Below are 19,705 nucleotides of genomic sequence, written 5' to 3'. Positions count from 1 at the left end.
TAAAGGTTAATTAGTGAAAGATATTTTATTTTCTTCTGGCGTCGGTTTTGGTATTGGTGCTTTATTTACAATCGTGCGATTACCTATTCCTGTGCCAAATGTATTGCCGGGTATATTATCTATTGTGTTTATGTATGTAGGTTATCTGGTGGTGAAATACTTTATGCCGTGATAATTTAACAAGATATATGTTTATTAAACGGAGCACTTAATTATGGAACGCATTTACAGAACAGACCTTAAGTTGCTCCGTTATTTTCTTGCTGTAGCGGAAGAGTTACATTTTGGCCGCGCAGCGGCGCGTTTAAATATGTCTCAGCCTCCGCTCAGTATTCATATTAAAGAGCTGGAAAATCAACTTGGCACACAGCTTTTTATTCGTCATTCGCGCAGCGTCGTCCTGACACACGCGGGCAAAATCTTGATGGAAGAATCCCGCCGATTGCTGATGAATGCAAATCAGGTGTTGGCTCGGATTGAACAAATAGGCCGGGGAGAAGCAGGGCGGATTGAACTCGGTGTGGTTGGAACGGCAATGTGGGGACGAATGCGACCGGTTATGCGGCGATTTCTTAGGGAAAATCCCAACGTTGAAGTATTGTTTCGCGAAAAGATGCCTGCGATGCAAATGGCGCTGTTGGAGCGTCGCGAACTCGATGCCGGGATTTGGCGAATGGCGACAGAACCTCCAGAAGATTTTACCAGCTTACGCTTGCATGAATCGGCGTTTCTGGTAGCGATGCCTGAAGAGCATCACCTCTCATCATATTCCGCCGTTCCTCTGGAAGCACTACGTGACGAGTATTTTGTCACAATGCCGCCCGTGTACACTGACTGGGATTTTTTGCAGCGCGTTTGCCAGCAGGCGGGGTTTTCACCGGTTGTTATTCGCGAAGTTAATGAACCGCAAACGGTGCTGGCCATGATCAGTATGGGCATTGGTATCACCTTGATAGCAGACAGCTACGCACAGATGAACTGGCCTGGTGTCATTTTCCGTCCGCTCAAAGAGCGCATCCCGGCAGATTTGTATATTGTTTATGAAACGCAGCAGGTGACACCTGCGATGGTTAAGCTATTGGCAGCATTGACACAGTAGGCGAGGAGTTGCCAGAAATTGTAGATTTGATAAGCGAAGCGCATCAGGCAATTTCGCAAATCGCAGATAGCAAAAAAAGCGCCTTTAGGGCGCTTTTTTACATTGGTGGGTCGAGCAGGATGACTCGCTTCGCTCGCCCTTCGGGTCGTAGCCGCAAGCGGCTCCGTTGTTTCGCTGCGCTCAACTCGAACCTGCTGCAGGTTCGAATCTTTGAATATCGCACATAGCAAAAAGGCGCCTTTAGGGCGCCTTTTTACATTGGTGGGTCGTGCAGGATGACTCGCTTCGCTCGCCCTTCGGGCCGTCGCCGCGAGCGGCTCCGTTGTTTCGCTGCGCTCAACTCGAACCTGCTGCAGGTTCGAATCTTTGAATATCGCAGATAGCAAAAAAGCGCCTTTAGGGCGCTTTTTTACATTGGTGGGTCGTGCAGGATTCGAACCTGCGACCAATTGATTAAAAGTCAACTGCTCTACCAACTGAGCTAACGACCCGAAGTGGTGGGTGATGACGGGATCGAACCGCCGACCCCCTCCTTGTAAGGGAGGTGCTCTCCCAGCTGAGCTAATCACCCACTTCGGTACTTCACATTGTTACAAGAAATTTAGCTGGCGAGAAAGTGGTGGGTGATGACGGGATCGAACCGCCGACCCCCTCCTTGTAAGGGAGGTGCTCTCCCAGCTGAGCTAATCACCCACTTCTCAATTTCTTGCTACACGGCGGAGACTACATAAAGTAGTTGGTGGGTGATGACGGGATCGAACCGCCGACCCCCTCCTTGTAAGGGAGGTGCTCTCCCAGCTGAGCTAATCACCCCCGCTGTGTGGAGTCGCATTATAGGGAGAGTTGAAAATGAGTCAATGCATTTTCTAAAGAAATTGTTCGTTCGTCGTAATTTTAAGCAAGATGATCGCGAAACAGACCGTGTTGCGCAATTTGTCAACGAAAACAATAATGCATCATGTAGCAACCCGAACTACATTGAGGAATCAGGCTGGAGTGATAGAATATCGCCCACTCAATTTTTCCAGGATTTGCCGGTTGTCGGCATCTTTCTAAACGTAAGGCCATTTCATGAAAATCAAAACTCGCTTCGCGCCAAGCCCAACAGGCTATCTGCACGTTGGCGGCGCGCGTACTGCTCTTTACTCCTGGCTTTTTGCACGTAACCACGGCGGTGAGTTCGTGCTGCGTATTGAAGACACCGATCTTGAGCGTTCCACGCCGGAAGCTATCGAAGCCATTATGGATGGCATGAACTGGCTGAGTCTGGAGTGGGATGAAGGCCCGTACTTCCAGACCAAACGTTTCGATCGCTATAACGCGGTTATCGATCAGATGCTGGAAGAGGGTACTGCCTATAAATGCTACTGCTCTAAAGAGCGCCTCGAAGCGCTGCGTGAAGAGCAGATGGCAAAAGGCGAGAAGCCGCGTTATGACGGCCGTTGCCGCCACAGCCATGAACATCACGCTGATGATGAACCGTGCGTTGTACGTTTTGCTAACCCACAGGAAGGTTCCGTTGTTTTTGACGATCAGATCCGTGGTCCAATCGAGTTCAGCAACCAGGAGCTGGATGATCTGATTATCCGCCGTACCGATGGTTCTCCGACCTATAACTTCTGTGTGGTTGTCGACGACTGGGATATGGAAATTACTCACGTCATCCGTGGTGAAGACCATATCAACAACACGCCGCGCCAGATCAACATTCTGAAAGCTCTGAAAGCGCCCGTACCGGTTTACGCACACGTTTCTATGATCAACGGTGATGACGGTAAAAAATTGTCCAAACGTCACGGTGCAGTCAGCGTAATGCAGTATCGTGATGACGGCTATCTGCCAGAAGCACTGTTGAACTATCTGGTGCGTCTGGGCTGGTCCCACGGCGATCAGGAAATCTTCACTCGTGAAGAGATGATCATATACTTCACCCTGAATGCCGTCAGCAAATCGGCCAGTGCGTTCAACACCGACAAGCTGCTGTGGCTGAACCATCATTACATTAACACGCTGCCGCCGGAGTATGTTGCTACCCATTTACAGTGGCACATCGAGCAGGAAAATATTGATACCCGTAACGGCCCGCAGCTTGCTGAGCTGGTGAAACTGCTGGGCGAACGCTGCAAAACGCTCAAAGAGATGGCACAGAGCTGCCGTTACTTCTACGAAGATTTTGCTGAGTTTGATGCCGATGCTGCGAAAAAACATCTGCGTCCGGTAGCGCGTCAGCCGCTGGAAGTGGTACGTGACAAACTGTCTGCTATCACTGACTGGACGGCGGAAAATGTTCACCACGCGATTCAGGCTACAGCGGATGAGCTGGAAGTGGGGATGGGTAAAGTAGGGATGCCGCTGCGTGTTGCTGTCACTGGTGCTGGGCAGTCTCCGGCACTGGATGTTACCGTTCACGCGATCGGTAAAGCACGTAGCATTGAGCGTATCAACAAAGCGCTGGCCTTTATTGCTGAACGCGAAAATCAGCAGTAATTAGAGTATAAAAAAAACGGCAGGAGATAATATCCTGCCGTTTTTTTACTTATGCTGATTCGTCAATATCGAGACGGGCGAGGAAATTGCGAATTCCTTCACGTGACAAAAATTGCGCGACTTTTTCCTGCTCAATGTCTGTCATATTATCTATCGCGTTGATGATTTGTCGATACGCCGGGGCGCGTGCACCAGGAGCGTATTCAGCAATTCTCTCTTCAGCTTCCATCAACATTGGTGTGTTATGGAACGCAGGCGTGTTCTGAATAAACTCGCAAACCTGCGAATCGACCAGAATAAGTCTGGCACGACCTCCTTTCACGCCGGGAAATTTTTCCGTTCTCCAGCCCTTTTCTCTGATCCAACGGTTAACAGTTTGTTTAGCCACACCGAGGCATTCCGCCAGCTCTTCGGTGGTCATTTTATTGCGTAATCTTTTCATATTATTTGCTGTCGCGAATCCCTAAGCGTTGTAATAATCCGATAATCCCTTCCCGCAGAAGCAAGGATGTAAACTGTTTTTGTTCAAGAGGCGTCATTTCTTTCGCCAGCGTTACCAGCAGCATTTCAAGCGGCGTATCGCCAGACAGTTCAGGTGCTTCTCTCTGACCGTCAGGGCGTTCTGCATTACGAATATATTCACGAACTTGTTTATTGACGTGAATCAGTCGGGCCTTGCCACCCTGGACACCTGGTTTTGGTGATGTCGTCCAGCCTTGCTTGCGTACCCATTTATTGATGGTCTGGCGGCTATAACCGGTCAGCCTGGCAAGTTCATCTGGCGTCATCCTCTCCTTGAACATAACAATTCCCTGAATGATTGCGGGTCTATTAGTGGTTCATTTTATAACACCACTTTACAAGAAACCGTGACAGGAATAACTACTGAATGCGAGCGACTATCCAAAATAGTTCATTTGCCTGATTTTTCAGCGATTGAAACTACGCCTTGCAATTTGCCGTTGACACATTCGGGCGGAATTCATATGATGCCGCCCGTCAACTCGACAAGCTTTACGTTATGGGGCTATAGCTCAGCTGGGAGAGCGCTTGCATGGCATGCAAGAGGTCAGCGGTTCGATCCCGCTTAGCTCCACCAAATTTTGCACCCAGCAAATTTGGTACGTAAACGACTCGTGGGGCTATAGCTCAGCTGGGAGAGCGCTTGCATGGCATGCAAGAGGTCAGCGGTTCGATCCCGCTTAGCTCCACCAAATTTCAAACCCTCGCTGCGAAGCGGGGGTTTTTTGTCTCTGCTTTTTGCCGCTTTTGTAATACAGTCTACGCCCCGGGTTAGTGTTGCCTGTTGGAAACATCATTGGATGAAATATCGGCAACAGGTCGGTCCCTGTTTGCTTCGCGATGCGAATAAACATATTATTTGTGTGCCTTAAAACCCCGATCAGTGAGAGTAGTGTACTCATGTTTGTGGAGCATAACCTGATAAAAAATATCAAGATATTTACACTAGCGTTTACGCTCACCGTGGTACTTATTCAGCTATCCCGTTTTATATCGCCACTTGCTGTTATCCACTCCAGCTATATTTTCCTGGCGTGGATGCCACTGTGCGTAATGCTATCAATATTCTTTATCTTCGGCTGGCGCGGTGTCGTTCCCGTTTTATGTGGAATGTTTTGCACCAATCTGTGGAATTTTCATCTCTCATTTTTGCAAACCGCCGTTATGCTTGGCAGCCAGACGTTTGCTGTGCTGTGTGCCTGCGCGATATTACGCTGGCAGTTGGGAACGCGTTGGCGCTATGGATTAACCACCCGAAACGTATGGCAACGTCTCTTCTGGCTTGGTTTGGTGACGCCGTTCGGCATCAAATGCAGCATGTATCTCGTGGGCAGGTTCTTTGATTTCCCACTAAAGATATCAACCTTTTTCGGCGATGCCGACGCGATTTTCACGGTCGTTGATTTACTAAGCCTTTTCACCGCCGTGTTGATTTACAACATGCTCTTCTACTATCTCACTCGCATGATTGTAAGTCCTCACTTTGCACAGATATTGTGGCGCAGAGATATCGCGCCGTCGCTGAGTAAAGAAAAACGCACATTTACCTTAAGTTGGCTGGCGGCTCTTAGCGTTCTGCTACTTTTGATGTGCACGCCTTATGAAAACGACTTTATCGCCGGCTATCTGGTACCTGTTTTCTTTATCATCTTTACCCTTGGTGTCGGTAAACTTCGTTATCCGTTTTTAAATCTTACCTGGGCTGTATCGACGCTTTTCCTCCTGAATTACAACCAGAATTTTTTACAAGGGGTGGAAACAGAATATTCGCTGGCATTTATTCTCGCGGTGCTGATTTCCTTTAGCGTTTGCCTGCTTTACATGGTACGCATTTATTATCGTAGCGAATGGCTTAACCGTCGCTGGCATTTGCAGGCCCTGACCGATCCGTTAACGCTATTACCCAACTTTCGTGCACTGGAGCAATCGCAGGAGCAAGAGGCTGGTAAGAGTTTTTGCTGTCTGCGCATTGATAATCTTGAGTTTATGAGTCGCCATTACGGGTTAGTAATGCGCGTTCATTGTATCCGCTCAATTTACCGTACATTACTGCCATTGATGCAGGAAAACGAAAAGTTGTATCAATTGCCGGGGAGCGAATTGTTGTTGGTACTGACCGGGCCGGAAACGGAAGGGCGGCTACAGCATATGGTTAACGTTCTCAACAGTCGGCAAATCCACTGGAACAACACCGGGCTGGATATGGGCTACGGTGCTGCCTGGGGGCGTTTTGATGGCAATCAGGAAACCCTGCAGCCCATGCTGGGGCAGTTAAGCTGGCTGGCGGAACAATCCTGCGTTCATCATCACGTTCTGGCGTTGGATAATCGAGAGGAGATGGCGTCCGGGCAGACCACCAAACAGGTACTGTTGCTGAACACCATTCGTAAGGCGTTAGATAATGGTGATTTGCTCCTCTACGCTCAACCCATTCGTAACAAAGAGGGGCAGGGCTATGATGAAATCCTTGCGCGTCTGAAATACGACGGCGGCATAATGACGCCTGATAAATTTTTGCCGCTTATTGCCCAATTTAACCTTAGTGCGCGATTCGATTTACAGGTGCTGGAATCCCTACTGAAGTGGCTGGCAACCCACCCTTGCGACAAGAAAGGCCCGCGCTTTTCAGTCAATTTAATGCCACTCACTCTACTGCAAAAGAATATCGCCGGGCGAATTATTCGTCTGTTTAAACGTTACCGTGTCTCCCCGGAGGCTGTGATTATTGAGATCACCGAGGAGCAGGCGTTTTCTAACGCAGAAAGCAGTATGTACAATATCGAACAACTGCATAAGTTTGGCTTCCGTATTGCGATTGATGACTTTGGCACAGGCTATGCCAACTACGAACGGTTAAAACGTTTGCAGGCTGATATCATCAAGATTGATGGCGTCTTCGTTAAGGATATCGTCACTAATACACTGGATGCGATGATAGTGAGATCAATTACCGATCTGGCGAAAGCGAAGTCATTGAGTGTGGTCGCGGAGTTTGTCGAGACGCAACAGCAGCAGGCGCTATTGCATAAGCTCGGGGTGCAATATCTGCAAGGGTATTTAATTGGTCGCCCGCAACCATTAGTTGATTAACAGGCGTAAAAATGCCGGGGAATTATCCCCGGCTTTTTTAATGGATTCGCTTACAGTACCAGTGCTGCGATTGACGCAGACAGCACACTAACCAGCGTAGAGCCGTAAACCAGTTTCAGACCGAAGCGAGAAACCACGTTACCTTGCTCTTCGTTCAGGCCTTTAACTGCACCCGCGATAATCCCGATAGAAGAGAAGTTAGCAAAGGATACCAGGAATACAGAGATGATGCCTTCTGCACGCGGAGAAAGCGTGGAAGCAATTTTCTGCAGATCCATCATTGCTACGAACTCGTTGGAAACCAGTTTGGTCGCCATGATACTGCCCACTTGCAGTGCTTCGTTGGACGGAACACCCATTACCCATGCAACCGGATAGAAGATGTAGCCCAGGATGCCCTGGAAGGAGATGCTGTAGCCAAACCAGCCGGTCACGGTGGCAAACAGTGCGTTCAGCGCGGCGATCAGGGCGATAAAGCCGATCAGCATCGCTGCAACGATAATGGCGACTTTGAAACCTGCCAGAATGTATTCACCCAGCATTTCGAAGAAGCTCTGACCTTCGTGCAGGTTGGACATCTGAATGTTTTCTTCGCTGGCATCAACACGGTAAGGGTTGATCAGCGACAGCACGATAAAGGTGCTGAACATGTTCAGTACCAGCGCCGCAACGACGTATTTCGGCTCCAGCATCGTCATGTATGCGCCAACGATGGACATAGAAACGGTGGACATCGCAGTTGCTGCCATGGTGTACATACGATTACGGGAGATTTTGCCGAGGATATCTTTATAGGCGATAAAGTTCTCGGACTGACCCAGAATCAGGGAGCTGACGGCGTTAAAGGATTCCAGTTTGCCCATGCCGTTGACTTTGGAAAGCAGGAAACCAATCGCGCGGATAATCACCGGCAACACGCGAATGTGCTGGAGAATACCGATTAACGCAGAAATAAAGACGATAGGGCACAGCACTTTCAGGAAGAAGAATGCCAGGCCTTGATCATTCATGCTACCAAAGACGAAGTTAGTACCTTCGTTGGCAAATCCGAGCAGTTTTTCGAACATTTCGGAGAAGCCTTTCACGAAGCCCAGACCAACGTCAGAGTTCAGGAAGAACCACGCCAGTAATACTTCGATAACAAGCAGTTGAATAATATAACGGATACGAATTTTTTTGCGGTCGCTACTTGCCAGCAGTGCGAGAATCGCAACAACGGCAAGTGCCAGTACAAAATGAAGGACGCGGTCCATATTTGCTCCAAATATGAGGCAGGTTAAATTTCCGTGCACATTCTATGTAACATGGGTAAGGAAAACGAGATCTGACACACACTATAATGACGTCCTGTGACAAGCTTCAAAAATAGTGACCTGTCATACATTTTTTCTATGTTGTGTATGGAAGCTGAAAGTTATGTAAATGTGCTAACATTAAACATAATTATAACATTCAAATCATCAATCTTTTCGTAGTCATAATCCTGGCCTATCAGAGAAATCACCACAATCCATTTAAATGAATTTGATAATCATTCTCGTTTGACATAGCATGAAACATAGCAAAGGCTATGTTTTAGAGGCACAACAAGATGACGAACTATCGCGTTGAGAGTAGCAGCGGACGGGCGGCGCGCAAGATGAGGCTCGCATTAATGGGACCGGCGTTCATTGCGGCGATTGGTTATATCGATCCCGGTAATTTTGCGACCAATATTCAGGCGGGCGCCAGCTTCGGCTATCAACTGTTGTGGGTGGTCGTCTGGGCTAATCTGATGGCGATGCTGATTCAGATCCTCTCTGCCAAACTGGGGATTACCACCGGTAAAAATCTGGCGGAACAAATTCGCGATCACTATCCGCGTCCTGTCGTCTGGTTCTATTGGGTTCAGGCAGAAATTATTGCGATGGCTACCGACCTGGCGGAATTTATTGGTGCGGCGATCGGTTTCAAACTCATTCTTGGTGTTTCTTTATTGCAGGGGGCGGTGCTGACAGGTATCGCCACTTTCCTGATTTTAATGCTGCAACGTCGCGGGCAAAAACCGCTGGAGAAAGTGATTGGTGGGCTTCTGTTGTTTGTGGCGGCGGCCTATATTGTTGAGCTGATTTTCTCCCAACCGAATCTGGTGCAGTTGAGCAAAGGTATGGCGATACCGAGTTTACCGACCTCGGAAGCGGTCTTCCTGGCGGCTGGCGTGTTAGGGGCGACGATTATGCCGCATGTGATTTATCTTCACTCTTCGCTTACCCAGCATCTACACGGTGGTTCACGCCAGCAACGTTACTCTGCGACCAAATGGGATGTGGCGATTGCCATGACCATCGCTGGCTTTGTCAATCTGGCGATGATAGCAACGGCTGCCGCCGCGTTTCACTTTTCTGGTCATACTGGTGTTGCCGACCTTGATGAGGCTTACCTGACGCTGCAACCGCTGTTAAGCAATGCTGCGGCAACGGTTTTTGGTTTAAGTCTGGTGGCGGCGGGGCTTTCGTCAACGGTAGTGGGTACGTTGGCAGGGCAGGTGGTGATGCAGGGGTTCATTCGCTTTCATATCCCGCTGTGGGTACGCCGTACGGTAACCATGCTGCCGTCATTTATTGTCATTCTGATGGGATTAGATCCGACACGGATTCTGGTTATGAGTCAGGTGCTGCTCAGTTTTGGTATTGCTCTGGCGCTGGTGCCACTGCTGATTTTCACCAGTGACAGCAAGTTGATGGGCGATCTGGTCAATAGCAAATGGGTTAAACAAATAGGCTGGATGATTGTGGTGCTGGTGGTAACGCTGAATATCTGGTTGTTGGTGGGAACGGCATTGGGGCTGTAGTTGAATGAGCGTCGCATCAGGCACCACTGGCGGATGCGGCGTAAAACGCCTTATCCGCCCTACGCGTTAAGTGTAGCGGGTTTGTAGGCCTGATAAGACGCGCAAGCGTCGCATCAGGCACCACTGGCGGATGCGGCGTAAAACGCCTTATCCGCCCTACGCGTTAAATGAAGTGGGTTTGTAGGCCTGATAAGACGCGCAAGCGTCGCATCAGGCACCACTGGCGGATGCGGCGTAAAACGCCTTATCCGCCCGCGCGTTAAATGGAGCGGGTTTGTAGGCCTGATAAGACGCGCAAGCGTCGCATCAGGCATTGTGCTCCATTAGCGAATGTGTTTAATGACGATGCCCATGTCCACGGCCTTTTCCACGATGATCATCACGGTCGCGCCAGCCTTCGCGATAGCCACGCTCATACGCTTTACGCTTATCCCAGCCACGGTGATGGCCATTATCATGACGCCACCAGCGGTTTTTACGCCATTCATAATTACGGTGCCAGTAGTCACGATCGCGCCAGTGGCCACCGTCCCAGTAGTTACCATAATTATCGCGATCGCCAATTTGTAATTTAATTGATGGCAGTAAGGTAATTTCACCTGCGTTTGCTGCAAGCGGGATAAATGCCATCAGGGCGGCCGCCAGAAACAGTGACCTGAACATTGTTATTCTCCTTCACGATCGAAGCCGTCAGCGGCCTGTTAACGCAATATTACGGGGAGGTAAAGCCCCGTTTCATCGCCATAACTCTTAAATCATAAGGGAGAGCATTTTTTGCTAAAGGTTATCGTGGGGTGGCTGTTGTTTTGGACGATTCACCATCATCATCGGTTTACCTGCCAGTAATAACCATGCCGGAAGCATGACGATACACAGTAGCGGTAACAATGTGGAATCAGGTACAACGACCGCCGCCATAAACAAACTTAGCCAGCCATCGCGCGTTACCACCAGTACGAGGCCGAGAATCGCGCAGGAAACGGTAATGGCCGCTGGAACGGCGGGAACGTGCGCATGCAGCATCAAACCTAACGCTACGCCGACAAATACCGCCGGGAAGATTCGCCCGCCGCGAAACCCGCTGGCGGCGGCAATGACCAGGGCGGCAAGTTTGATTACCGCCAGCAATAAGTAATCACTGGTGCTGAAAGCCTGATTTGTCACCATCTGCTGCATCTCGTCCAGCCCTTTAAATAGCGAAACAGGCCCACCAATAACACCCAGAATACCGAGAATAAAGCCGCCACCTCCCAGCATGAGGACCGGATTTTTAATCTGATGCATCATCGCGTGCACCCGTGGGAAACACCACACTGCAACCATACCTGCCGCGATGGCGATCGCCGTCACAATTGCACCACTGATGATGTCTGCTAACTGCATCTGTCCGTAATGAGCAATGGGCAGCGAAAAATGAGGATGGATAAACAATCCGGTGGTTAGTGCGCCAGCCGCCGCTGCCATTAACGGCGCAAAGAGACGATCCCAAAGTGGAACGTCGTGGCTGCCATTTAAGGTTTGCGAAAATATCAACGCCGCCGCAACAGGTGTGCCAAACAGTGCGCCGATGGTGCCCGCAGAGGCTAAAATAGTCCACTCCATCCGGTTCACTCGTGGTAACAGACGCGCGCCAATCGCCACCGCGAGGGCGATATTGACGGTCATAATGGGATGTTCCGGCCCAAGACTGACGCCGCCAGCAAGACCGAGAATTAATGCTACGATAAGTCCAGGTAGCGCAGAGGGGGGGACTGGCGCGCCAATCAGCGCTTCACAGGCAGGATCCGGCCCGGCATGACCCCGGCTGAAACGGATGACTAGCCCAACAGCAGCCCCTGTCAGCGTTAAAATTCCAATGATCCAGAGCGGTGAATCCTGGGCTATCCCCAGACTTCCCGGCAGTCGTTGCCAGAGCAGATTCTGTAATACCGAGGCGATTTTCATTACCACCATCAGAATAAGACTGGACGCAATCCCAATTGCCAGAGCGGGGAGCGATAATAACAACATGGTTCTGGCTCGCGGATGGAGCATGTTCTATTCCTTTATGCGGGTTCAGATATTTAGTTTGCCCAGCTTGCATAAAGACATCGCTGCAATTGGTGCTGAAACGATAAAGTAAATGTGTGACCCAGATCGATATTTACAGGGAGCCCGCCTCTACGGCGTTGTTGTTATGCCCCCATGAACTTACAGTGTGAGAAAGAATTATTTTGACTTTAGCGGAGCAGTTGAAGAATGACAAAGTATGCATTAGTCGGTGATGTGGGCGGTACTAACGCACGTCTTGCTCTGTGTGATATTGCCAGTGGTGAAATCTCGCAGGCTAAAACCTATTCAGGGCTTGATTATCCCAGCCTGGAAGCGGTCATTCGCGTTTATCTTGAAGAGCATAAAGTCGAGGTGAAAGATGGCTGCATCGCCATTGCTTGCCCAATTACCGGTGACTGGGTGGCAATGACCAACCACACCTGGGCGTTTTCGATTGCCGAAATGAAAAAGAATCTCGGTTTTAGCCACCTGGAGATTATTAACGATTTTACGGCGGTTTCGATGGCGATCCCGATGCTGAAAAAAGAGCATCTGATCCAGTTTGGCGGCGCAGAACCAGTTGAAGGTAAACCTGTCGCGGTGTACGGTGCCGGGACAGGGCTTGGGGTTGCACATCTGGTCCATGTCGATAAACGCTGGGTAAGCCTGCCTGGTGAAGGCGGTCACGTTGATTTTGCGCCAAACAGTGAAGAAGAAGCCATTATCCTTGAAATACTGCGCGCGGAAATTGGCCATGTCTCGGCTGAACGCGTGCTCTCTGGCCCTGGTCTGGTGAATTTGTATCGCGCGATTGTGAAAGCTGACAACCGCCTGCCGGAAAATCTCAAGCCAAAGGATATTACCGAACGCGCGCTGGCTGACAGCTGCACTGATTGCCGTCGTGCGTTGTCATTGTTTTGCGTCATTATGGGGCGTTTTGGCGGCAATCTGGCGCTCAATCTCGGAACATTTGGCGGCGTCTATATTGCGGGCGGTATCGTTCCGCGTTTCCTTGAGTTCTTCAAAGCCTCCGGTTTCCGTGCCGCTTTTGAAGACAAAGGGCGCTTTAAAGATTATGTTCATGATATTCCGGTCTATTTAATTGTGCACGATAACCCTGGGCTTCTCGGTTCTGGTGCACATTTACGCCAGACCTTAGGCCACATTCTGTAAATCCTTCCTGTCATATCGGGAGGTGACTCTCCCGATAATCTTTTAAATCAAGCGGTTAATTCAATTTTTCTTTGTGTCTCTTCACAAGGCCGACCTGCGTCACACTTCCGCACTACGGGATTAATTCTCCAGTAAATGCATTATTTGTCTGGTAACGGCAATTTGTTTTGCACGTTCATAATTTCATTCGTCAACTATAAACGAACGAGGAAATAACGATGAGTAAGAAACTGATTGCCTTATGTGCCTGCCCAATGGGCCTGGCTCACACCTTTATGGCCGCCCAGGCGCTGGAAGAAGCGGCGGTGGAAGCCGGCTATGAAGTGAAAATTGAAACTCAGGGCGCGGATGGCATCCAGAACCGCCTGACGGCGCAGGATATCGCCGAAGCGACCATCATCATTCATTCCGTGGCAGTAACACCAGAAGATAACGAGCGTTTCGAATCACGCGACGTTTATGAAATCACTTTGCAGGACGCAATTAAAAACGCTGCGGGCATCATCAAAGAAATCGAAGAGATGATTGCCGCTGAACAACAGTAATATTCGACAGGGATAATTATTATGGCCATTAAAAAACGCAGTGCAACCGTTGTGCCTGGCGCATCCGGTGCGGCAGCGGCAGTTAAGAATCCGCAGGCCTCTAAAACCAGCTTCTGGGGTGAACTCCCGCAGCATGTGATGTCAGGGATTTCACGCATGGTGCCGACCTTAATTATGGGCGGTGTGATCCTCGCTTTCAGCCAGCTGATTGCTTATAGCTGGCTTAAAATTCCCGCAGACATCGGCATTATGGATGCTCTTAATAGTGGGAAATTTTCCGGTTTCGACCTCTCCTTACTGAAATTTGCCTGGCTGTCGCAGTCCTTTGGCGGCGTGCTGTTTGGCTTTGCCATTCCGATGTTTGCCGCTTTTGTGGCGAACTCTATTGGCGGCAAACTGGCGTTCCCGGCTGGGTTTATCGGCGGGTTGATGTCTACCCAGCCCACGCAACTGCTGAACTTTGATCCCAGCACTATGCAGTGGGCGACCTCTTCACCAGTCCCGTCTACCTTCATTGGTGCGCTGATTATTTCTATCGTCGCGGGTTACCTCGTGAAATGGATGAACCAGAAAATCCAGTTACCGGATTTCCTGTTAGCGTTCAAAACCACATTTTTGCTACCGATTCTTTCCGCCATTTTTGTCATGCTGGCGATGTACTACGTGATCACGCCGTTTGGTGGCTGGATCAACGGCGGTATCCGTACCGTGCTGACCGCTGCTGGTGAGAAGGGCGCGCTGATGTACGCAATGGGCATTGCTGCGGCGACCGCAATCGACTTGGGTGGTCCAATCAACAAAGCAGCTGGTTTCGTCGCCTTCAGCTTTACCACCGACCATGTATTACCGGTCACCGCGCGTTCTATCGCTATCGTTATTCCGCCGATTGGTCTGGGTCTGGCGACCATTATTGATCGTCGTTTAACCGGCAAACGCCTGTTCAACGCTCAGCTTTATCCGCAGGGTAAAACCGCGATGTTCCTTGCGTTTATGGGGATCAGTGAAGGTGCGATTCCGTTTGCGCTGGAAAGCCCCATCACCGCCATTCCGTCCTATATGGTTGGCGCGATTGTCGGTTCCACCGCTGCTGTCTGGCTGGGTGCAGTGCAATGGTTCCCGGAATCCGCTATCTGGGCGTGGCCGCTGGTTACTAATCTGGGCGTCTATATGGCGGGGATCGCGCTGGGAGCAATCATTACTGCGCTGATGGTGGTGTTCCTGCGTCTGATGATGTTCCGCAAAGGCAAATTGTTAATCGATAGCCTGTAAGAAGGAAAAATCCAGATGACATTACTCGCTTCGCTGCGCGACTGGCTTAAGGCGCAACAACTGGATGCGGTGCTTCTCTCCTCACGGCAGAACAAACAGCCGCATCTGGGGATCTCCACCGGATCAGGTTATGTAGTGATTAGCCGTGAAAGTGCGCACATTCTGGTGGACTCGCGCTATTACGCGGATGTAGAAGCCCGCACGCAAGGCTACCAGCTGCATTTGCTCGACGCGATGCACACGCTTGCCACCATCGTCAATCAAATCATTGCCGATGAACAGCTGCAAACGCTCGGTTTTGAAGGCCAGCAGGTGAGTTGGGAAACCGCGCACCGCTGGCAGTCCGAACTCAATGCGAAACTGGTTAGCGCCACGCCGGATGTGCTGCGGCAAATCAAAACGCCAGAGGAGGTGGAGAAAATCCGCCTCGCCTGTGGGATTGCCGATCGTGGCGCAGAGCATATTCGCCGCTTTATTCAGGCGGGGATGAGCGAATGCGAGATAGCCGCTGAACTGGAGTGGTTTATGCGCCAGCAGGGCGCAGAAAAAGCCTCTTTTGACACCATTGTTGCCAGCGGCTGGCGTGGGGCGCTGCCGCACGGTAAAGCCAGCGACAAGATTGTTGCAGCAGGCGAGTTTGTCACTCTCGATTTCGGTGCGCAGTATCAGGGCTACTGCTCTGATATGACGCGCACCGTCCTGGTTAATGGCGAAGGGGTGAGCGCCGAATCTCACCCGCTGTTTAATGTGTATCAGATTGTCTTGCAGGCACAGCTCGCGGCAATCTCTGCGATTCGCCCCGGCGTGCGCTGCCAACAGGTTGACGATGCCGCGCGCCGGGTGATTACAGAAGCCGGTTATGGCGACTATTTCGGCCATAACACCGGTCATGCTATCGGCATTGAAGTACACGAAAATCCGCGTTTTTCACCGCGGGACACCACGACGCTACAGCCAGGCATGTTACTGACCGTGGAGCCGGGGATTTATTTGCCAGGGCAAGGGGGCGTGCGCATCGAAGATGTTGTGCTGGTCACCCCGCAAGGCGCAGAAGTGCTCTACGCCATGCCGAAAACAGTGTTGCTCACGGGAGAGGCATAATGGATTTATCGCTATTAAAAGCGTTGAGCGAGGCAGATGCGATCGCCTCCTCGGAACAGGAAGTACGGCAGATCCTGCTGGATGAAGCGGATCGCCTGCAAAAAGAGGTGCGATTTGATGGTCTGGGATCGGTGCTGATCCGCCTCAATGAATCGACAGGTCCGAAGGTGATGATCTGCGCGCATATGGACGAAGTGGGATTTATGGTGCGCAGCATCTCCCGGGAAGGAGCGATTGATGTGCTGCCAGTTGGCAACGTGCGCATGGCCGCCCGCCAGCTGCAGTCGGTGCGGATCACTACCCGTGAAGAGTGCAAAATTCCCGGCCTGCTTGATGGCGAGCGGCAGGGGAATGACGTTAGCGCCATGCGCGTGGATATTGGTGCGCGCTCCTATGACGAAGTCATGCAGGCGGGAATTCGTCCAGGCGATCGCGTCACCTTCGATACCACTTTTCAGGTTCTCCCCCACCAGCGAGTGATGGGGAAAGCCTTTGATGACCGCCTCGGTTGCTATCTGCTGGTGACGTTACTGCGCGAACTGCACGGCGCCGAGCTGCCTGCGGAAGTGTGGCTGGTGGCCAGCTCCAGCGAAGAGGTGGGATTACGCGGCGGGCAAACCGCCACCCGCGCGTTGTCGCCGGATGTCGCCATTGTGCTTGATACCGCCTGCTGGGCGAAAAACTTTGATTATGGTTCGGCTAACCATCGCCAGATTGGTAACGGCCCGATGCTGGTGTTAAGCGATAAATTGCTGATTGCGCCGCCAAAACTCACCGCGTGGATTGAAACCGTGGCGGCAGAAATTGGCGTACCGTTGCAGGCGGATATGTTCAGCAACGGCGGCACGGACGGTGGAGCGGTGCACTTAACCGGTACTGGCATACCCACAGTGGTGATGGGGCCAGCAACCCGCCATGGACATTGCGCCGCATCGATTGCCGATTGCCGCGACATTTTGCAGATGCAGCAACTTTTATCTGCCCTTATTCAACGTCTTACGCGTGAGACGGTTGTTCAACTGACGGATTTCAGATGATCTCCTGATTAACCCGGAGCGGTTATGTTAACGATTCAATTTCTCTGTCCTTTGCCTAACGGTCTACATGCTCGTCCGGCGTGGGAACTTAAGGAACAGTGCAGCCAGTGGCAAAGCGAAATCACCTTCATCAACCATCGCCAGAACGCGAAGGCGGATGCCAAAAGTTCGCTGGCGCTGATTGGCACAGGCACCTTATTTAATGACAGTTGCAGCCTGAACATTAGCGGCAGCGATGAAGAGCAGGCGCGGCGCATGCTGGAAGAGTACATCCAGGTTCGCTTTATCGACAGCGACAGCGTCCAGCCGACGCAGGCAGAACTGACGGCGCATCCACTGCCGCGTTCATTAAGCCGCCTGAACCCCGATTTACTGTACGGCAATGTGCTGGCAAGCGGCGTCGGCGTGGGTACGCTGACCCTGTTACAGAGCGACAGCCTCGACAGTTACCGGGCGATCCCCGCCAGTGCGCAAGATTCCACCCGGCTGGAGCACAGCCTGGCAACGCTTGCCGAGCAACTGAATCAGCAGTTGCGCGAGCGTGACGGCGAAAGCAAAACCATCCTCAGCGCCCATTTGTCGCTGATTCAGGATGATGAATTTGCAGGGAATATCCGTCGCCTGATGGCAGAACAGCATCAGGGGCTGGGAGCGGCGATCATCAGCAATATGGAGCAGGTTTGCGACAAGCTTTCTGCTTCTGCCAGCGATTATCTGCGCGAACGTGTCAGCGACATTCGCGATATTAGCGAACAGTTGCTGCATATCACCTGGCCGGAACTGAAGCCGCGTAATAATCTGGTGCTTGAAAAACCGACCATTCTGGTGGCTGAAGATTTAACCCCAAGCCAGTTTTTGAGCCTTGATTTGAAAAATCTTGCGGGCATGATTCTGGAGAAAACCGGGCGCACCTCGCATACCCTGATTCTGGCCCGCGCCTCGGCGATTCCGGTTTTGAGCGGCCTGCCGCTGGATGCGATTGCCCGTTATGCCGGGCAACCGGCGGTGCTTGATGCCCAGTGCGGCGTACTGGCAATTAATCCCAACGATGCGGTGAGCGGTTATTACCAGGTGGCGCAGACGCTGGCGGACAAACGCCAAAAACAACAGGCGCAGGCCGCCGCGCAACTGGCCTATTCCCGTGATAACAAGCGTATTGATATTGCGGCGAATATCGGCACTGCTCTGGAAGCGCCAGGTGCGTTTGCCAACGGCGCGGAAGGCGTCGGGCTGTTCCGTACCGAAATGCTCTATATGGATCGCGACAGCGCGCCGGATGAACAGGAGCAGTTTGAAGCGTACCAGCAGGTGTTACTGGCGGCGGGCGACAAGCCGATTATCTTCCGCACGATGGACATCGGCGGTGATAAAAGCATTCCTTACCTCAACATTCCCCAGGAAGAGAACCCGTTCCTCGGCTATCGTGCGGTACGTATTTACCCGGAATTTGCTGACCTGTTCCGCACTCAACTGCGGGCCATTTTGCGTGCCGCCAGTTTTGGCAACGCTCAGTTGATGATCCCGATGGTCCACAGTCTCGATCAGATCTTATGGGTGAAGGGCGAGATCCAAAAAGCGATCGTTGAGCTTAAGCGCGATGGCCTGCGTCATGCAGAGACGATTACGCTGGGTATCATGGTGGAAGTGCCGTCGGTGTGCTACATCATCGATCACTTCTGCGATGAGGTCGATTTCTTCAGTATCGGCTCCAACGATATGACCCAGTATCTGTATGCGGTCGATCGTAATAACCCGCGCGTATCGCCGCTGTATAACCCGATTACGCCATCGTTTCTACGCATGTTGCAGCAGATAGTTACCACTGCGCATCAGCGGGACAAATGGGTAGGTATTTGCGGTGAACTGGGCGGTGAAAGCCGTTATCTGCCGCTACTGCTTGGGCTGGGCCTGGACGAGTTAAGTATGAGTAGCCCACGCATTCCGGCGGTGAAAAGCCAGCTTCGTCAACTGGATAGCGAGGCGTGTCGGGAACTGGCGCGTCAGGCATGTGAATGCCGCAGCGCGCAGGAAATTGAAGCGTTACTCACCGCGTTTACGCCGGAAGAAGACGTTCGCCCACTGCTGGCGCTGGAGAATATCTTCGTTGATCAGGACTTTAGCAATAAAGAGCAGGCGATTCAGTTCCTGTGCGGTAACCTCGGCGTTAACGGGCGCACTGAGCATCCGTTCGAGCTGGAAGAAGATGTCTGGCAGCGGGAAGAGATTGTGACTACTGGCGTTGGTTTTGGCGTGGCGATCCCGCACACCAAATCACAGTGGATCCGTCATTCCAGTATCAGCATTGCCCGGTTGGTGAAACCGGTTGACTGGCAGTCAGAAATGGGCGAAGTCGAACTGGTGATCATGCTGACGCTGGGCGCTAACGAAGGGATGAATCACGTGAAAGTCTTCTCGCAGCTGGCGCGTAAACTGGTGAATAAAAACTTCCGCCAGTCGCTGTTTGCCGCGCAAGATGCACAAAGTATTCTGACGCTGCTGGAAACGGAATTAACCTTCTGAA

Annotated in this window: 17 protein-coding genes, 6 tRNA genes and 2 other RNA genes; 14 read left to right on the top strand and 11 right to left on the bottom strand. The window is 51.4% G+C overall.

Translation table 11 applies throughout. From position 1 onward, the window contains the following. Positions 1-13 precede the first annotated feature (13 nt). Positions 14-172: a DUF1427 family protein gene (locus FEM44_RS02085; protein ID WP_000651752.1), complete on the top strand. Its 159-nt coding sequence runs from the start codon at positions 14-16 to the stop codon at positions 170-172. Positions 173-214: 42 nt separating this feature from the next. Beyond that, a complete protein-coding gene (gene xapR, locus FEM44_RS02080; RefSeq protein ID WP_000439927.1) occupies positions 215-1,099 on the top strand; it encodes a DNA-binding transcriptional regulator XapR in 885 nt (294 codons plus the stop codon). A gap of 103 nt (positions 1,100-1,202) precedes the next feature. On the opposite strand, the gene FEM44_RS02075 is transcribed toward xapR, so the two are convergent. From FEM44_RS02075 to FEM44_RS02050, 6 genes are all read right to left on the bottom strand, one after another. After that, a non-coding RNA gene (locus tag FEM44_RS02075) (RtT sRNA) lies at positions 1,203-1,336 on the bottom strand. Positions 1,337-1,358: 22 nt separating this feature from the next. Next, positions 1,359-1,490, bottom strand: a non-coding RNA gene (locus tag FEM44_RS02070) — RtT sRNA. 24 nt (positions 1,491-1,514) lie between these two features. After that, a tRNA-Lys gene (locus FEM44_RS02065) sits at positions 1,515-1,590 on the bottom strand. Positions 1,591-1,594: 4 nt separating this feature from the next. After that, positions 1,595-1,670, bottom strand: a tRNA-Val gene (locus FEM44_RS02060). A gap of 46 nt (positions 1,671-1,716) precedes the next feature. Continuing rightward, positions 1,717-1,792, bottom strand: a tRNA-Val gene (locus FEM44_RS02055). A 44-nt stretch (positions 1,793-1,836) separates the two neighbouring features. Continuing rightward, positions 1,837-1,912: transfer RNA gene (locus tag FEM44_RS02050), tRNA-Val, on the bottom strand. A gap of 258 nt (positions 1,913-2,170) precedes the next feature. Between FEM44_RS02050 and gltX the strand changes: the two genes are divergently transcribed. Next, positions 2,171-3,586 carry a glutamate--tRNA ligase gene (gene gltX, locus FEM44_RS02045; protein WP_135521662.1) on the top strand — a complete coding sequence of 472 codons (1,416 nt, stop codon included), beginning with the start codon at positions 2,171-2,173 and terminating at the stop codon, positions 3,584-3,586. A 49-nt stretch (positions 3,587-3,635) separates the two neighbouring features. On the opposite strand, the gene FEM44_RS02040 is transcribed toward gltX, so the two are convergent. Then, a complete protein-coding gene (locus FEM44_RS02040) occupies positions 3,636-4,028 on the bottom strand; it encodes a MerR family transcriptional regulator (protein ID WP_130216872.1) in 393 nt (130 codons plus the stop codon). A 1-nt stretch (position 4,029) separates the two neighbouring features. Then, positions 4,030-4,389 carry a YfeC-like transcriptional regulator gene (locus FEM44_RS02035; RefSeq protein ID WP_135521664.1) on the bottom strand — a complete coding sequence of 120 codons (360 nt, stop codon included), beginning with the start codon at positions 4,387-4,389 and terminating at the stop codon, positions 4,030-4,032. Positions 4,390-4,609: 220 nt separating this feature from the next. On the opposite strand from FEM44_RS02035, the gene FEM44_RS02030 reads away from it, so the two are divergent. The 3 genes from FEM44_RS02030 (at position 4,610) to FEM44_RS02015 (ending at position 7,198) form a co-directional block, all read left to right on the top strand. Next, positions 4,610-4,685, top strand: a tRNA-Ala gene (locus FEM44_RS02030). Between the two features lie 39 nt (positions 4,686-4,724). Further along, positions 4,725-4,800, top strand: a tRNA-Ala gene (locus tag FEM44_RS02025). 208 nt (positions 4,801-5,008) lie between these two features. Next, entirely contained in the window at positions 5,009-7,198 is a 2,190-nt protein-coding gene (locus tag FEM44_RS02015) for a bifunctional diguanylate cyclase/phosphodiesterase (RefSeq protein ID WP_135521668.1), read from the top strand. Positions 7,199-7,248: 50 nt separating this feature from the next. Here FEM44_RS02015 and nupC read toward each other — a convergent pair whose 3' ends face one another. Beyond that, a complete protein-coding gene (gene nupC / locus FEM44_RS02010; protein WP_010351048.1) occupies positions 7,249-8,451 on the bottom strand; it encodes a nucleoside permease NupC in 1,203 nt (400 codons plus the stop codon). Positions 8,452-8,749: 298 nt separating this feature from the next. On the opposite strand from nupC, the gene FEM44_RS25935 reads away from it, so the two are divergent. Beyond that, positions 8,750-8,809 carry a hypothetical protein gene (locus FEM44_RS25935; protein ID WP_423779531.1) on the top strand — a complete coding sequence of 20 codons (60 nt, stop codon included), beginning with the start codon at positions 8,750-8,752 and terminating at the stop codon, positions 8,807-8,809. Continuing rightward, complete coding sequence (locus FEM44_RS02005) at positions 8,790-10,028, top strand: Nramp family divalent metal transporter (protein ID WP_135521670.1); 1,239 nt, start codon at positions 8,790-8,792, stop codon at positions 10,026-10,028. The genes FEM44_RS25935 and FEM44_RS02005 overlap by 20 nt, the downstream gene beginning before the upstream one ends. A 336-nt stretch (positions 10,029-10,364) precedes the next feature. On the opposite strand, the gene ypeC is transcribed toward FEM44_RS02005, so the two are convergent. Next, positions 10,365-10,691, bottom strand: coding sequence for a DUF2502 domain-containing protein YpeC (gene ypeC / locus FEM44_RS02000; RefSeq protein ID WP_135521676.1), 327 nt, complete (start codon positions 10,689-10,691; stop codon positions 10,365-10,367). A 114-nt stretch (positions 10,692-10,805) separates the two neighbouring features. Beyond that, positions 10,806-12,062 carry an ion channel protein gene (locus FEM44_RS01995; RefSeq protein ID WP_135521678.1) on the bottom strand — a complete coding sequence of 419 codons (1,257 nt, stop codon included), beginning with the start codon at positions 12,060-12,062 and terminating at the stop codon, positions 10,806-10,808. A gap of 204 nt (positions 12,063-12,266) precedes the next feature. Between FEM44_RS01995 and glk the strand changes: the two genes are divergently transcribed. From glk to ptsP, 6 genes are all read left to right on the top strand, one after another. Beyond that, a complete protein-coding gene (glk, locus tag FEM44_RS01990; RefSeq protein WP_130216883.1) occupies positions 12,267-13,232 on the top strand; it encodes a glucokinase in 966 nt (321 codons plus the stop codon). Positions 13,233-13,450: 218 nt separating this feature from the next. Beyond that, positions 13,451-13,777 carry a PTS fructose transporter subunit IIB gene (locus FEM44_RS01985; RefSeq protein WP_000038455.1) on the top strand — a complete coding sequence of 109 codons (327 nt, stop codon included), beginning with the start codon at positions 13,451-13,453 and terminating at the stop codon, positions 13,775-13,777. Positions 13,778-13,798: 21 nt separating this feature from the next. Beyond that, the gene (locus tag FEM44_RS01980) at positions 13,799-15,046 is read left to right on the top strand and encodes a PTS fructose transporter subunit IIC (protein WP_000985352.1); all 1,248 of its coding nucleotides are present in this window, start codon (positions 13,799-13,801) and stop codon (positions 15,044-15,046) included. Between the two features lie 15 nt (positions 15,047-15,061). Next, positions 15,062-16,147 carry an aminopeptidase gene (gene ypdF / locus FEM44_RS01975; RefSeq protein ID WP_135521680.1) on the top strand — a complete coding sequence of 362 codons (1,086 nt, stop codon included), beginning with the start codon at positions 15,062-15,064 and terminating at the stop codon, positions 16,145-16,147. After that, the gene (gene ypdE / locus FEM44_RS01970; protein WP_135521682.1) at positions 16,147-17,184 is read left to right on the top strand and encodes an aminopeptidase; all 1,038 of its coding nucleotides are present in this window, start codon (positions 16,147-16,149) and stop codon (positions 17,182-17,184) included. Before ypdF ends, ypdE begins: the two co-directional genes overlap by 1 nt. Positions 17,185-17,208: 24 nt before the next feature. After that, positions 17,209-19,704, top strand: a complete 2,496-nt coding sequence (gene ptsP, locus FEM44_RS01965) for a phosphoenolpyruvate--protein phosphotransferase (RefSeq protein WP_135521684.1) — start codon at positions 17,209-17,211, stop codon at positions 19,702-19,704. Position 19,705 lies beyond the last annotated feature (1 nt).

Origin of the sequence: Escherichia sp. E4742 (genome assembly GCF_005843885.1) — a bacterium.
Taxonomy (GTDB): Bacteria; Pseudomonadota; Gammaproteobacteria; order Enterobacterales; family Enterobacteriaceae; genus Escherichia.
Note: the sequence above shows the minus strand (reverse complement) of the source record. Positions and strands in the feature narration are given on the sequence as shown.

What these genes read in the sequence shown, in the direction of transcription:
- xapR (WP_000439927.1), top strand. Translation starts at nt 215, where the DNA reads ATGGAACGCATTTACAGAACAGACCTTAAGTTGCTCCGTTATTTTCTT.
- ypdE (WP_135521682.1), top strand. Translation starts at nt 16,147, where the DNA reads ATGGATTTATCGCTATTAAAAGCGTTGAGCGAGGCAGATGCGATCGCC.
- FEM44_RS02035 (WP_135521664.1), bottom strand. Translation starts at nt 4,389, where the DNA reads ATGTTCAAGGAGAGGATGACGCCAGATGAACTTGCCAGGCTGACCGGT.
- FEM44_RS02015 (WP_135521668.1), top strand. Translation starts at nt 5,009, where the DNA reads ATGTTTGTGGAGCATAACCTGATAAAAAATATCAAGATATTTACACTA.
- FEM44_RS01995 (WP_135521678.1), bottom strand. Translation starts at nt 12,062, where the DNA reads ATGCTCCATCCGCGAGCCAGAACCATGTTGTTATTATCGCTCCCCGCT.
- FEM44_RS01980 (WP_000985352.1), top strand. Translation starts at nt 13,799, where the DNA reads ATGGCCATTAAAAAACGCAGTGCAACCGTTGTGCCTGGCGCATCCGGT.
- FEM44_RS02005 (WP_135521670.1), top strand. Translation starts at nt 8,790, where the DNA reads ATGACGAACTATCGCGTTGAGAGTAGCAGCGGACGGGCGGCGCGCAAG.
- glk (WP_130216883.1), top strand. Translation starts at nt 12,267, where the DNA reads ATGACAAAGTATGCATTAGTCGGTGATGTGGGCGGTACTAACGCACGT.
- ypdF (WP_135521680.1), top strand. Translation starts at nt 15,062, where the DNA reads ATGACATTACTCGCTTCGCTGCGCGACTGGCTTAAGGCGCAACAACTG.
- ypeC (WP_135521676.1), bottom strand. Translation starts at nt 10,691, where the DNA reads ATGTTCAGGTCACTGTTTCTGGCGGCCGCCCTGATGGCATTTATCCCG.
- gltX (WP_135521662.1), top strand. Translation starts at nt 2,171, where the DNA reads ATGAAAATCAAAACTCGCTTCGCGCCAAGCCCAACAGGCTATCTGCAC.
- FEM44_RS02040 (WP_130216872.1), bottom strand. Translation starts at nt 4,028, where the DNA reads ATGAAAAGATTACGCAATAAAATGACCACCGAAGAGCTGGCGGAATGC.
- FEM44_RS01985 (WP_000038455.1), top strand. Translation starts at nt 13,451, where the DNA reads ATGAGTAAGAAACTGATTGCCTTATGTGCCTGCCCAATGGGCCTGGCT.
- nupC (WP_010351048.1), bottom strand. Translation starts at nt 8,451, where the DNA reads ATGGACCGCGTCCTTCATTTTGTACTGGCACTTGCCGTTGTTGCGATT.
- ptsP (WP_135521684.1), top strand. Translation starts at nt 17,209, where the DNA reads ATGTTAACGATTCAATTTCTCTGTCCTTTGCCTAACGGTCTACATGCT.